Below are 12,929 nucleotides of genomic sequence, written 5' to 3'. Positions count from 1 at the left end.
CCGGGGAGGTCGGGCCCGCGCTCAGGCGTCCGTCGTCGCGGGAGGTGCGCCTCGGAACGTGCGCCGGTAGGCCGAGGGCGAGACCCCGACGCTGGCCCGGAGGTGCTGGCGGAGCGAGGCCGCGGTGCCCATCCCGGCGCGGGTCGCCACCTCGTCGACGCCGAGGTCGCTCGCCTCGAGCAGGTGCAGGGCGTGCCGGACGCGCTGCTGGGTCACCCAGGCGCCGGGCGACTGGCCGGTCTCCTCCCGGAAGCGGCGGGTGAAGGTGCGCACGCTCATCGACGCGTGCTCGGCCAGCGTCGCGACGTCGAGGCGCTGGTCGAGGTGCGCCTCGGCCCACGCGCGCGCAGCAGCGGTGGTCTCGTCCGCGCGCTGCGGGACGGTGCGCTCGATGTACTGCGCCTGCCCGCCGTCACGCCAGGGCGGCACCACCATGTGGCGCGCGACGGCGTTGGCCACGGCGGTGCCGTGGTCGCGGCGCACGAGGTGCAGGCACAGGTCGATGCCGGCGCTCAGCCCGGCGGAGGTGAGCACCCGCCCGTCGTCGGTGAACAGCACGTCCTCGTCGACCGCGACGCCCGGGTGCAGCCGGCGGAAGTCGGCCGCGTACTTCCAGTGCGTGGTCGCGCGGTGGCCGTCGAGCACGCCGGCCGCGGCCAGCACGAACGCCCCCGTGCAGATCGAGACCCAGCGCGCGTCGGCGGGCACCGTGGCGAGGGCCGCGCGCAGCTCGTCGGGAAGCGTCCCGTCGCGGCGCGGGCCCGCGAGCTGGGTGCCGGGGACGATCACGGTCTGCGCGGTGGCGAGGGCCTCGGGCCCGGCCGAGGGGGCGATGGCGTAGCCGCGGGTGGCTCGCACGGGAGCGCCGTCGAGGCTCACCACCTGGACGTCGTAGAGCGGGCGTCCAGCGGCGTCGTACGCCTCGCCGAGCACCTGGGGCGGGATGGTGAGGTCGTAGCCGATGACCGGTGCGACCGCGAGCACCACGACACGGTGCGGCTCGCGGGCCCGGGATGTCATGGCCGAATCCTTTCACATGTTGGCATCCGGGCCACTCGTGAGCGTGGCCGCGGTGCCTCGAGAATGGTGCGCGTGACCACGACGACCCCTCCCGAGCCCGCCGTCGAGCGCCCACCGCGCCTGCACTGGGCGTGGGTGGTGGCGGGTGTCGCGTTCGTGACGCTGGTGGGCGCGGCCGCCTTCCGCTCGGTGCCCGGCGTGCTGCTCGACCCGCTGCACGAGGAGTTCGGCTGGTCGCACGGGCTGATCGGCTCGGCGGTCTCGCTCAACCTCATGCTCTTCGGCCTGATGTCGCCGTTCGCGGCGGCGCTGATGGACCGGTTCGGCGTCCGACCGGTCGTCACCTTCGCGCTGCTGACGGTCGCCCTCGGCAGCGGCCTGACCGTCTTCATGACCGAGCCCTGGCAGCTCATCCTCTGCTGGGGCCTGCTCGTCGGCCTGGGCACCGGCTCGATGTCGATGGCCTTCGTCGCGACGATCACCAGCCGCTGGTTCGTCGCGCGTCGCGGGCTGGTCAGCGGCATCCTCACCGCGGGCAACGCCACCGGGCAGCTGATCTTCCTGCCCGTCGTGGCCTGGCTCGCGACCCACCACGGCTGGCGCACCGCCGCGCTGCTGGCCGCCGCGGCCGCGCTCGCCGTCGTGCCCCTGGTCCTGCTCCTGCTGCGCAACCACCCGGCCGACCTCGGCTTGCGGGCCTTCGGTGCCACCGACGCCGAGCCCGGACCGCCGCCCCACCAGCAGGTCGGCTCGAGCGCCGGCCGCGCCCTCGGGGTGCTGCGCGACGCGGCGCGCAGTCGTACGTTCTGGCTGCTGTGCGGCGGGTTCGCGATCTGCGGGATGACCACCAACGGCCTCATCGCGACCCACTTCGTGCCGGCCGCCCACGACCACGGCATGCCGGCCACCACCGCCGCCTCGCTGCTGGCCGTGGTGGGCGTCTTCGACGTCGTGGGCACGATCGCCTCGGGGTGGCTCACCGACAAGGTCGACCCGCGGCTGCTGCTGGTCGGCTACTACGTCCTGCGCGGTGTCGGTCTGATGGTGCTGCCCGCGCTGATGGCCCCGCACGTCGCGCCCAGCATGTGGGTCTTCATCATCGTCTACGGCCTCGACTGGGTGGCGACCGTGCCGCCGACCGTGGCGCTGTGCCGCGAGTGGTTCGGCGCGGCCGCCGGCCCGATCGTCTTCGGCTGGGTCTTCGCCAGCCACCAGGTCGGCGCCGCCGTCGCCGCGACCAGCGCGGGCGTGGTGCGCGACCTCACCGGGGCCTACGACCCCGCGTTCTATGCCGCGGCCGGCCTCTGCGCGGTCGCCGCGGTGATGTCGTACGCCATCCGGCGCACGCCGCAGCCGGCCGCACAGCCGTCCGCCGGCGTGATGTGACGCTCGGGCCGGGTCAGGCCAGGTCCACGACCACCGGCGCGTGGTCGGACGGTGAGCCGGTGCCCTGGGCGGGGTCGCGCTCGTCGCGGTCGACGAACGCGCCGGTCACCCGGGAGGCGAGTGCGGGGGAGGCGAGCACGAAGTCGATCTTGAGCCCGCGGTCGCGCTCGAAGCGCTGGCGGTAGTAGTCCCAGTAGGTGTAGCCGGGGTCGTGGGCGCGGGTCACCTCGGCGTAGCCGTCGTCGAGGAACGCCTGGAAGGCGGCCCGCTCGGGCGGGGTGACGTGGGTGGACTTGGCGAACTGCTTGACGTCGAAGACGTCGTCGTCGGTGGGGCAGACGTTCCAGTCGCCGACCAGCGCCGTCTCGCCGTCGAGCCAGCCGCTCGCGGCGGCCCGCAGGCGGGCCAGCCAGTCGAGCTTGTAGACGTAGTGCGGGTCGTCGGGTTTGCGGCCGTTGGGGACGTAGAGCGACCAGATCCGCACGCCGCCGCAGGTGGCGCCGATGGCCCGCGACTCGGCCGCCAGCGGGTCGCCGTAGCCCGGCATGTCGGGGAAGCCGACCTCGACGTCGTCGAGTCCGACGCGCGAGAGCAGCGCGACGCCGTTCCACTGGTTCACCCCCGCGACGGCGACGTCGTAGCCGAGTGCCTGCAGGCCCATGAGGGGCAGCTGGTCCTCGCGTGCCTTGGTCTCCTGCAGGGCCAGCACGTCGATGTCGTGGCGCTGGACGAACGTCTCGACGCGATCGATGCGGGAGCGGAGTGAGTTGACGTTCCAGGTCGCGATGCGCACGGCCCCACCCTAAGGAGGGGCTTTACAGGGCGCGATCCGTGGGGGACGTTCGTAGGTGGGCACCTTTCTCGGGCACTCGTGCACCGGCTCTCCGCCGGCCCCCGGACCACCTCCGACGCTGCGCGACCTCCGAGACGGCGAGTGCCACCCCCTCACGAGAGAAGAGCAGCATGCAGCGCAGTCGGCTCGGCGCGACCGCCCTCGGCACCTCGCGCCGCATCTCGAGCCACCTCAGCACGACGGCGACGGACCGCCAGCGGCCGTGACCGGCTCCTGACCCGCCCCGGACGCCTCGTCTGAGGACCAGGCGGCGAACGCCCCTTCTGTCCCGAGCGGAGGGGGCGTTCGTCCTGTCCGGACGACCTCTGCGCGGGGCGCTGCGGGGTAGCGTCGGCGCGTGCCCCCGTCGACGTCCACGATCCTCTCCGCGCGCGACCTCGAGTTCATGCTGTACGAGTGGCTCGACGTGGAGCGGCTGGGCGAGCGGCCCCGGTTCGCCGAGCACGACCGCGAGACCTACGACGCCCTGCTCGCGCTGTGCGAGCAGCTCGCCACCGACCACTTCGCCCCGCACTACCGCAGGAGCGACACCGAGGAGCCGGCCTTCGACGGTGAGCGCGTGCGGCTGATCCCCGAGATCGGCGCGGCCCTCGACGCGTTCGCCCGCGCCGACCTGCTCACCCTGAGCCTGGACGAGGAGGTCGGCGGCCAGCAGGTCCCGCAGGTGGTGAACGCGGCGTGCATGGCGTGGTTCACCGCGGCCAACATCGGCACCGCGGCCTACGCCTTCCTCACCGTCGCCAACGCCGGACTGCTGCTGGCCCACGGCTCGCCCGCGCAGGTCGACCGCTTCGTCCGGCCGATGCTCGAGGGGCGCTTCTTCGGCACGATGACGCTCTCGGAGCCGCAGGCCGGCTCCAGCCTCGGCGACGTGGTCACCCGCGCGGTGCCCGCCGACGACGGCACCTACCGGATCTTCGGCACCAAGATGTGGATCTCCGGCGGCGACCACGAGATGGGCGACACGATCGTCCACCTCGTCCTGGCCAGGCTGCCGGACGCCCCGCCCGGCTCGCGCGGGATCTCGCTGTTCATCGTCCCCAAGCACCTCGTCGGCGAGGACGGCTCGATCGGCGAGCGCAACGACGTGGCGCTCGCCGGCATCAACCACAAGCTCGGCAACCGCGGCACGGTCAACACCGCGCCCGTCTTCGGCGGCGGCGCCTTCACACCCGGCGGGGCGCCGGGAGCCGTCGGCCACCTCGTCGGGGAGCCCGGCAGGGGACTGTCCGCGATGTTCCACATGATGAACGCCGCCCGCCTCGGGGTCGGGATGTCCGCGGTGACCACCGCCTACACCGCCTACCTCAAGTCGCTCGACTACGCCCGCTCCCGCCCGCAGGGCCGCCGGCTGACGGCGGCCGACCCGGCGTCGCCCCAGGTGCCGATCATCGAGCACGCCGACGTGCGCCGGATGCTGCTCGCCCAGAAGGCGTACGCCGAGGGCGCGCTGGCGCTCAACCTCTACTGCTCGCGGCTGCTCGACCTGCAGGCCACCGCGCGCGACGAGCGCGAGCGCACCGAGACGGCACACCTGCTCGACCTGCTCACCCCGATCGCGAAGTCGTGGCCGGCGCAGTGGGGCCAGGAGGGCTGCAGCCTCGCGATCCAGGTGCTCGGCGGAGCGGGCTACACCCGCGACCACGACGTCGAGGCGCACTGGCGCGACCAGCGGCTCAACCCGATCCACGAGGGCACGCACGGCATCCAGGCACTCGACCTGCTCGGGCGCAAGGTGCTCGGCGGCGGGGGCGCGTCGCTGGCGACCCTCGCGGCCCGGGTCGGCGACACCGTCGCCCGCGCGGGCGACCTCGGCGGCGAGCCGGCGGCCCACGCCGACGCCCTCGGGGCGGCGCTCGACCGGCTGGGCGCGGTCACCGCGGCCCTCGCCGGGCTCGGCGACGCGGAGCGGACGATGGCCAACGCCACGGTCTACCTCGAGGCCGCCGGGCACGTCGTGGTCGCGTGGATGTGGCTCGACCAGCTCGTCGCGGTCGGCGACCGGCAGGGCGACTTCTACGACGGCAAGCGGGCCGCGGCCCGGTTCTTCCACCGCTGGGAGCTGCCGAAGGTGGGCCCGATGCTCGATCTCCTCGCGAGCGGCGACACGACCACGCTGGACATGCGCGGCGACTGGTTCTAGGCCGGAGCCGGCTCCACGAACGGGGTCAGCAGCCCGGGAGTGGCCCGGTCGGCCAGTGCCACGGCGACGTCGAGGCGTACGTCGCGCACGACCACCCGCTCGGTGCCGGCCGCCGTGGTGGCGGTCAGGTCGGCGAGGCCGATGCGACGCTGCCACCACGACTGCGAGACCACCCAGCCGATGATGCCGTCGGTCTCGAGGACGGTGCGGACGCGGGCGAGGGTGCCGCTGCCGGCGACCAGGTGGTCGGTGGTGAGGGCGTGCCCGAGGTGACGGTACGACGACTCGCCGGCCGCCGCGGCGATCGCCAGCAGGACGACGGCGATGCCCGCCAGCCACGACCAGCCGAGGTCGAACCACCACCAGCCGACGGCCAGCAGCGCGATGACCTCCAGAGCGTGGCGGAGCTGACGGAACCAGGCGCGGCGGCGAGCCGCGGGCCCGTGGTCCACGAGCGGGCCGGTGAGGGGGCCGGGACGGTCGAGCACGGCCTCGCCCACCGCGACGGCGACGTCGCGGGGGCACGGCGGCAGGACCTGGGTGACCCCGTTCTCGACGCCGGTCGCCAGGGTGGCGAGCTCGGCGCCACCGACCAGGCGCATCAGCGCCGGCTCGGTCATCTCGACCCCGCGGACCTTCGCCTCCTCGACCGTGATCGAGCGGGTGGTGACGAGCCCGGACGTGAGGTGGAGCGAGCCCTGCTCGCGGACCAGGCGGAAGCCCCACCACTGCAGGACGTAGCCGGCGACCGAGACGACCAGCCACAGCACGGTGCCGCCCACCGCGACCGCCAGCACGATGGCGAGCACCGCGAACTGGGTGAGCCACTGCCACACCGACGTGGCCGTGTCCTCGTTCCAGATGGGCAGGTCGTCGGCGAACTGGGACAGCACGCCCAGGCCGCCGAGCAGCAGCACCAGCCGCCCGAGGCTGAAGGGGGCGAAGCGCAGCCAGGACCAGTCGATCGCGGCGAGCGCGACAGGTGGTGCCAGGGGCGTGAACGACAGCGCAGCGGGAGGCGTGGCGGGAGGCGCGGCCGTCGGGGCGCCAGCCTGGTCGACCGGCGCTCCGTCGGGAGCGGGGCCAGCGGCGGGGGTGGCGACGGGGGTGGCGACGGGGGCGTGGGGCGGTTGGGCCGACCCGTCCGCGGCGCGGCGCCTCAGCAGCGTCGTACGCAGGGCGTGGGCGTCGGCGGCGGCCAGGGCGTCGAGGGTCATGCGGTCGTCGTCGACGCCCGTGCCGATCTGGACCTTCTGCAGCCCGAGGATGCGGTGGAGCAGCGAGGCCTCGAGGTCGACGCTGCGCACCCGGTCGAGGGGCGCGGTCGAGGTGGTCTTGTTGAGGACGCCCCGGCGCACCTGCAGCTGGGTGTCGGTGAGGCGGTAGTAGGTGGTGAGCCAGGGGAGCGCGCCGAGGACCAGCGGCCCGAGCACCGCGAGGGGGATGATGATCGGCCAGAACCTCGTGTCGCTGCGGCTGATGCCCACCAGCGCGACGGCGACGGGCACGATCGCCTGGCCGACGGCCTTGACGGGGTCGAGCAGCAGCTTGCGCGGGCTGAGCCGGACCCAGCCCTCGCCGGGGGCGGGGATCACGTCGCGTCGCCCTCCGTCGCGGCGGTGATCTCGGTCAGCCGGGCGACCACCTCGCGGGCGGTCTCGGCGTCGAGGCAGTCGACGGTGATCGGTCCGGCCGCGGACGCGGTGGTGACGGTGAGCGAGGCGAGGCCGAACAGCCGCATGAGCGCACCCTGCCGCGAGTCCACGGTCTGCACCCGGCTGATGGGCGCGATGCGCGTCTCGCGACCGATCCACCCCGAGCGGGTGTGCACCGCGGTGTCGGTGACCTCCCAGCGGTGCACGCGGTAGCGGATGCGCGGCATGAGCGCGACGTGGAGCACCGCTGCGACCGCGAGCAGGAGCACGACGAGGCCCGCCCAGCCCGGCACGCCCGGGACGAGCAGCCACACGAGCGTGGCGCCCACGACGACCACGGTGTCGCCCATCAGTGCGCCCACGGTCCAGAACGGGATCGCTCGCGGCGAGACCCGGTTGGCCGGCGCGCGCAGCACCGGTGTAGCCCCCACGTCAGTCATGCGCTGAGTGTTGCAGGTCCACCTGGCCCGGCGAACTTGTGCAAGCGGGGGCGGCACGGGCCGCGGGCGTGGTATTGCAAGTTCCTGCAGTGCACACACCTGCGGCCCGGGTGTGCTTCCCGGGCGACGTGCGCCGGGTGTGGTCTGGAGGGACTCCATCCACTCCCTGCCCCAGAGGACGCACCCATGTCGAACAGCAGGATCACCAGGACCGCCACCGCGGTCCTCGCCGCCGCAGCGGTCGCCGTCACCCTCGGCTCGCCCGCCACCGCAGCCCCGGCCCGGGACCAGGTCCCCTCCTTCGAGGAGTTCCAGGCCGCCACCTACGTCGACGCCGGCGGCCAGTACGTCGTCAACGGTGACGAGACGATCGTCAACACCAAGGAGCTCGTCGCCTACTACGACGAGATGGTCGCCGCCTACGAGCACGAGGTCGAGGGCGGCCCGTCGAGCGAGCTGATCATCAACCGGGTCTACGGTCGCGACGACCGGTGGTCGGCGACCCAGGCACGCAACCTCACCTACTGCGTGTCGAACTCCTTCGGCACGCAGAAGTCCACCATCGTCAACGCGATGGCCGGTGGTGCCGCCCAGTGGGAGGCCGCCTCGTCGGGGGTCAACTTCACCTACGTCTCCTCGGCCGACAGCAACTGCCGCACCTCCAACAACGCGGTGCTGTTCTCCGTGGAGCCGACCACCACCACCCAGTACATCGCACGCGCGTTCTTCCCCAGCAGCCCCGACAGCCAGCGCAACGTGCTGGTCAACGCCAGGTCGCTGGTGAGCAGCGGCTCCTGGACGCCGGCCAACATCATGGCCCACGAGCTCGGGCACACCCTCGGCTTCCGCCACGAGCACACGCGGCCCGAGGCCCGCACCTGCTTCGAGGACAACAACTGGCGCCCGCTGACCCCGTACGACTCGGCGTCGATCATGCACTACCCGCAGTGCAACGGGTCCTCGAGCAACCTGTCGATGACCAACACCGACCGCACCGGCGTCCGCGCCGTCTACGGGTCCTGACCTGCGCTGAGCACCGCACCGAGGAGGGCCCGGCCGAGCGGCCGGGCCCTCTCTCGTCGCCCCGCCTCGTTTCGCCCCGGCGCGCCGCGCGCCCGTAGACTTCCCGCCCGTGGCTCTCACCATCGGCATCGTCGGTCTCCCCAACGCGGGCAAGTCGACCCTCTTCAACGCTCTGACCAAGAACGACGTGCTCGCGGCCAACTACCCGTTCGCCACGATCGAGCCCAACGTCGGCGTCGTCGGGGTGCCGGACGAGCGGCTGCCCCGCCTGGCGGAGGTCTTCGGGTCGGCCCGGATCCTGCCGGCCACGGTCGAGTTCGTCGACATCGCCGGCATCGTGCGCGGCGCCTCGCAGGGGGAGGGCCTGGGCAACAAGTTCCTCGCCCACATCCGCGAGTCGGCCGCGATCTGCCAGGTCACCCGCGTCTTCCGCGACGAGGACGTGACGCACGTCGACGGCGAGGTCAACCCCGCCAACGACATCTCCACCATCCAGACCGAGCTGATCCTCGCCGACCTCGAGACCGTCGAGCGGGCGATCGCCCGGCTGGAGAAGGAGTCGCGCAAGGTCAAGGAGCTCGTCGCCAACCTGGAGGCGGCCAGGGCCGCCAAGGAGGCGCTCGAGGCCGGCACCCCGATCATCGCCACCGACATCGACCGGTCGCTGCTGCGCGAGCTTTCGCTGCTGACCGCCAAGCCGTTCATCTACGTCTTCAACTGCGACGCCGACGAGCTCGCCGACGAGGAGCTCAAGGACCGGATGCGCGAGATCGTCGCGCCTGCCGAGGCGATCTTCCTCGACGCCAAGTTCGAGGCCGACCTGGCCGAGATGGACGACGACGAGATGGCGCACGAGATGCTCGCCGAGATGGGCATCACCGAGTCGGGCCTCGACCAGCTCGCCCGCGTCGGCTTCGACACCCTGGGCCTGCAGACCTACCTGACGGCCGGCCCCAAGGAGACCAGGGCCTGGACCATCCCCAAGGGCGCCACCGCCCCCGAGGCCGCCGGTGTCATCCACACCGACTTCCAGAAGGGCTTCATCAAGGCCGAGGTCGTCTCCTTCGACGACCTGATGGCCGCCGGCTCCATGCTCAAGGCCCGCGAGGCCGGCAAGGTGCGCATGGAGGGCAAGGACTACGTGATGGCCGACGGCGACGTGGTGGAGTTCCGCTTCAATGTCTGACGCGCCGTGTTTGCGCAGGTCAGAGGGGATGCGACTCCCTCCAGTCGCACACAGTCCGCAAGAATTTCAGCGGGATGGGCTCAATCGGGGCATGGAGGATATCGCCTTGCGGCGCACCAACTCTTCCGGCTGCAACCGATCAGCTTCCGCGACACGTCCCCGATAACGCGGCCGGAAAGGCGATGCTTGAGTGGCCTTGTGAGGCAAGGTTCGTCTCGTGCAGAAGATCGTCAGGTTCTACAGGCCAATGATCGTCGAGCCGGATGAGAGCGTGAATCCAGCTCCGTCCGGCTTCTGGAGCTCCGCGCATCAAGTCATCTCCGCTTCGTCAGTCGCTTCACGACGGATGAACATAAAGGCAGCCCCCTGGTTCGGTGACGCTGGAGTTGGGGTTACTCGCACCTACTCCTACTTCCGCTGCGGACGGGTCAGACTGCCCGGAGACTGGCCGGCAGTCCTCGACGATCAGGGGAACGTAATTCCGCTGGCACTCGCGGATGGCAACCTGTTCGAGACCGCCTATCTGGTGCCCTTTGGAACCGTGGAGCGCCTGGCGATGGTTGGACCTGTTCGGGGTCTCGTCGCCAAGTCCAGCATCGAGACGTGGATCGGCACCCTCCTGGGCTTTCCTCCACAGGGTCGATCACTCCGCCTGGAGCCGCTGATCGATGAATCGCTCGCCACAAAGCTCGCCGAGGCGATCGGGGTCTCCAAACTGACCGTCACGCTTCCTGCTGAGGACGAGTTCGAGGCCCCAGATGGAACACTGAGCGAAGTCGAGAAGGCGATCGAGTCCACCGAATCCCTCGGCGACGACCTTGATCGGTCGCTGACGTTCTCTTACGGCAACCGCAAGAAGGGCGGGAAGGTGGACGAACTTCTCAATGCCGCTCGGCGGCTCCGGCGGGCGAAGGGTGTCTCGAGAATCGAGGCGACGCTGATGATCCCGCAAGAGGAGGGGTTCCGCACCGAGACGCACGAGCTCCTCGAGGACCGCATCGCCATCCGCGCCGAGTTCCCCGTCGACGACCAGTCACAGCCCGACGTTGAGACGATGCTCGAAGGGATGCACGCAGCCATCGAGGACTACCGGAAGCGGTAGGCTCAAGGTTGTGGAGGAGCGCTGACACTTGTCGGTGGCTAGGTTCATCATGAGAAGCATGCGGCGGGCGGTAGCAACTCTCAAGGATCGGCCTGGATCGGCCTCCCTGCTCGTCCTCACGCTCGTATCTGCACACGTCCTCGCGGCGCGGCGTTGGCCACGGCTCGACGTGGCCGCCCTCGTTCGAGATGCCGACGAGCTCGTGTCCGTGTACATGGGGCTCGCAGGAGTGGCAGCGTTGGTGGCAGGCTTCGTCGGCGTTCTAGTCGTATTCTCCACAATCACTGGCGACGCTTGGTCCCGTGTTCGAGAGCTTGGCGGTCGTAGCCTCAGGCGAAATTGGTTGAGTCCCATCCGCAGCACACTGTGTGCTGCATTCTTGGCGGTGTTGTCCGCGATCCTCGAACAGGTAGGTCACGGGCGTCTGGCGTGGTGGATTTTTGAGGTCGCAGCTTTCGTCGTCGCTTCCGCCGGTATCCGCATCCTCTGGCTATTGAACGGTCTGTTGCGGGCCCAGCAGAACATCGATCGGGCTGCCTCGCAGGATCGTCGGCGCCCCACATTGGCGGACCTTGGCATGCCGGATCGCGACGCATCATGAGCGGCCCGCTGCGTGCACGGAGTCGCTGAAGGACAGCGGCGCAGCGGCCGGAGTCACCTTCTGCTCCCGCCCAGCCCGCCCGCCCGGCCACTGGCGTCGCGTGATCGCTGAGCGAAGCGGACATGATCGATTCCGCGGCCCTACGTGTGCGGTCCTCGGCGGTGGGCCAGAAGTGGGCGTACGTGTTGAGGGTCGTGGTCGCCTTCGCATGGCCGAGCGAGCGTTGCACAGTCACCACGTCGCACCCTGCGGCGATGAGCCCGGAAGCGTAGAAGTGCCGCAGGTCGTGAAGCTTGATGCCGGACAGGCCAGCGTCCCGCAGCGTCTTCCGCCACCAGTAGCCAACGGTGTTCTGATGCGGGGGGTCGTCGCCCTCCCCGGCGAAGAGCCACCGATCCTTGCCGGTGGTGCCGTGAGCGGTTACGTGCTCGGCGAGCACGTTGATGAGGCTGTCGGCGAGGTAGACGACGCGCTCCGAGCCGTACTTGGGCGCGCGCACGTCGATCGCTCCGCCGTGGACGCGCTGCACTTGCCGGGAGACCTTCAGCGACCTGCGGAGGAAGTCGATGTCGCCAAGCTGGACCCCGGCGGCCTCGCCGAGACGCAGGCCGGCGAAGGCGCAGGTGGCGATGAACGGCTGGAACCGTTCGTCGGCCACGGCCATGAGCTGCCCTACCTGCTCGGGCGTGGGGATCGACATGGCCACTTCCGCGCGTCGGCCGCGGGGGAGGCGTACTCCGTCGGTCGGGTCGGAGCCGATCACCCTGTCCTTCACGGCGGCGCGGAACACCGACCTGACGTTGACGTACCGCGTCTTGATCGTGCCGGGGACGAGCCCGGCGGCGTTCATCTGCTCGATCCAGGTCTCGACGTCCGAGCGCCGGACTTGCTTCATCGGCTTACCCGCGAAGGGCACCGATCTGGCCGCGAGCGACATCGCGAGCACTGTGCCGGGGGCCCACACCTGGCGGGCGGACCACTCGCCGAAGAACGCCGCGAACGTGATCCGTCCGGCCTTGGGATCGGCGTACGTGCCAGTGACCACCGCGGAGGTGACCTAGTCCAGCCACTGCTGGGGGTCGATCTTGCGGTCGAAGTGCCGCGAATGCTCCTTGCCGGACTCGTCGCGGTACCGCGCCCGCCACTTGCCGTTCGCTCGCTTGGCGATGTTTCCCGCCATCGTGATGCTCCTTCCAAGGATCGCTCCATCGTCTCTCTGAGATCCGACGGTGGGGCAGGGTCAGCTGCGGTTCTGGGGACGGTTGGTCTGCTCGGTGAGCCAGAGGACGAGGTCGGCTCGCCAGTAGCGGACGTGGCGACCGACCTTGAAGCTGCGAGGTCCGGCGCCGAGGTGGTGCCAGTAGCGCAGCGTCCCCTCGGGCACGCGGAGGTAGCGGCACGCTTCCTGGAGGGTGAGCATGTCGTCGCCGGGGTTCTGCCGGGGTCGTGGGGCGTTGGGTTGTGTGGTCATGGCGGCCTCCTTGTGGCTGGGTTCCCGGCGTCGTTCGTCGCCGTTCGTG

Annotated in this window: 12 protein-coding genes; 5 read left to right on the top strand and 7 right to left on the bottom strand. The window is 71.1% G+C overall.

The genetic code is table 11. The features are described from left to right. Positions 1-21: 21 nt before the first annotated feature. Positions 22-1,020 carry a GlxA family transcriptional regulator gene (locus AC54T2_RS14255; protein ID WP_496666509.1) on the bottom strand — a complete coding sequence of 333 codons (999 nt, stop codon included), beginning with the start codon at positions 1,018-1,020 and terminating at the stop codon, positions 22-24. Between the two features lie 72 nt (positions 1,021-1,092). Here AC54T2_RS14255 and AC54T2_RS14250 point away from each other — a divergent pair, with 72 nt between their 5' ends. Continuing rightward, a complete protein-coding gene (locus AC54T2_RS14250) occupies positions 1,093-2,406 on the top strand; it encodes an MFS transporter (protein WP_496666508.1) in 1,314 nt (437 codons plus the stop codon). Positions 2,407-2,419: 13 nt separating this feature from the next. Here AC54T2_RS14250 and AC54T2_RS14245 read toward each other — a convergent pair whose 3' ends face one another. Next, complete coding sequence (locus AC54T2_RS14245; protein WP_496666507.1) at positions 2,420-3,199, bottom strand: exodeoxyribonuclease III; 780 nt, start codon at positions 3,197-3,199, stop codon at positions 2,420-2,422. 397 nt (positions 3,200-3,596) lie between these two features. Here AC54T2_RS14245 and AC54T2_RS14240 point away from each other — a divergent pair, with 397 nt between their 5' ends. Continuing rightward, the gene (locus tag AC54T2_RS14240) at positions 3,597-5,402 is read left to right on the top strand and encodes an acyl-CoA dehydrogenase (protein WP_496666506.1); all 1,806 of its coding nucleotides are present in this window, start codon (positions 3,597-3,599) and stop codon (positions 5,400-5,402) included. Here AC54T2_RS14240 and AC54T2_RS14235 read toward each other — a convergent pair. Next, on the bottom strand, positions 5,399-6,997 hold the full coding sequence (locus tag AC54T2_RS14235; protein WP_496666505.1) for a PH domain-containing protein: 1,599 nt from the start codon (positions 6,995-6,997) through the stop codon (positions 5,399-5,401). The genes AC54T2_RS14240 and AC54T2_RS14235 overlap by 4 nt on opposite strands. Next, the gene (locus AC54T2_RS14230) at positions 6,994-7,497 is read right to left on the bottom strand and encodes a PH domain-containing protein (protein WP_496666504.1); all 504 of its coding nucleotides are present in this window, start codon (positions 7,495-7,497) and stop codon (positions 6,994-6,996) included. Before AC54T2_RS14230 ends, AC54T2_RS14235 begins: the two co-directional genes overlap by 4 nt. A 186-nt stretch (positions 7,498-7,683) precedes the next feature. On the opposite strand from AC54T2_RS14230, the gene AC54T2_RS14225 reads away from it, so the two are divergent. The 3 genes from AC54T2_RS14225 (at position 7,684) to AC54T2_RS14215 (ending at position 10,808) form a co-directional block, all read left to right on the top strand. Then, positions 7,684-8,520, top strand: a complete 837-nt coding sequence (locus AC54T2_RS14225) for a M57 family metalloprotease (protein ID WP_496666503.1) — start codon at positions 7,684-7,686, stop codon at positions 8,518-8,520. A gap of 109 nt (positions 8,521-8,629) precedes the next feature. Beyond that, positions 8,630-9,706, top strand: a complete 1,077-nt coding sequence (gene ychF / locus AC54T2_RS14220) for a redox-regulated ATPase YchF (protein ID WP_186340545.1) — start codon at positions 8,630-8,632, stop codon at positions 9,704-9,706. Positions 9,707-9,923: 217 nt separating this feature from the next. Then, positions 9,924-10,808: a hypothetical protein gene (locus AC54T2_RS14215; protein WP_496666502.1), complete on the top strand. Its 885-nt coding sequence runs from the start codon at positions 9,924-9,926 to the stop codon at positions 10,806-10,808. 329 nt (positions 10,809-11,137) lie between these two features. Here AC54T2_RS14215 and AC54T2_RS14210 read toward each other — a convergent pair whose 3' ends face one another. From AC54T2_RS14210 to AC54T2_RS14200, 3 genes are read right to left on the bottom strand one after another with little or no spacing between them, the layout of a single operon-like run. Beyond that, the gene (locus AC54T2_RS14210; RefSeq protein WP_496666501.1) at positions 11,138-12,454 is read right to left on the bottom strand and encodes a tyrosine-type recombinase/integrase; all 1,317 of its coding nucleotides are present in this window, start codon (positions 12,452-12,454) and stop codon (positions 11,138-11,140) included. A 12-nt stretch (positions 12,455-12,466) separates the two neighbouring features. Next, positions 12,467-12,589, bottom strand: coding sequence for a hypothetical protein (locus AC54T2_RS14205; protein ID WP_496666500.1), 123 nt, complete (start codon positions 12,587-12,589; stop codon positions 12,467-12,469). Between the two features lie 60 nt (positions 12,590-12,649). Beyond that, entirely contained in the window at positions 12,650-12,880 is a 231-nt protein-coding gene (locus AC54T2_RS14200) for a helix-turn-helix domain-containing protein (protein WP_496666499.1), read from the bottom strand. Positions 12,881-12,929 lie beyond the last annotated feature (49 nt).

Source organism: Nocardioides sp. Z35_8 (assembly GCF_059621125.1).
This window is presented reverse-complemented; position numbering and strand designations above follow the sequence as displayed.

Bases quoted from the DNA above. Each gene is read 5' to 3' on its own strand.
- AC54T2_RS14255 (WP_496666509.1), bottom strand. From the start codon at position 1,020: ATGACATCCCGGGCCCGCGAGCCGCACCGTGTCGTGGTGCTCGCGGTC.
- AC54T2_RS14230 (WP_496666504.1), bottom strand. From the start codon at position 7,497: ATGACTGACGTGGGGGCTACACCGGTGCTGCGCGCGCCGGCCAACCGG.
- AC54T2_RS14225 (WP_496666503.1), top strand. From the start codon at position 7,684: ATGTCGAACAGCAGGATCACCAGGACCGCCACCGCGGTCCTCGCCGCC.
- AC54T2_RS14205 (WP_496666500.1), bottom strand. From the start codon at position 12,589: ATGGCGGGAAACATCGCCAAGCGAGCGAACGGCAAGTGGCGGGCGCGG.
- AC54T2_RS14200 (WP_496666499.1), bottom strand. From the start codon at position 12,880: ATGACCACACAACCCAACGCCCCACGACCCCGGCAGAACCCCGGCGAC.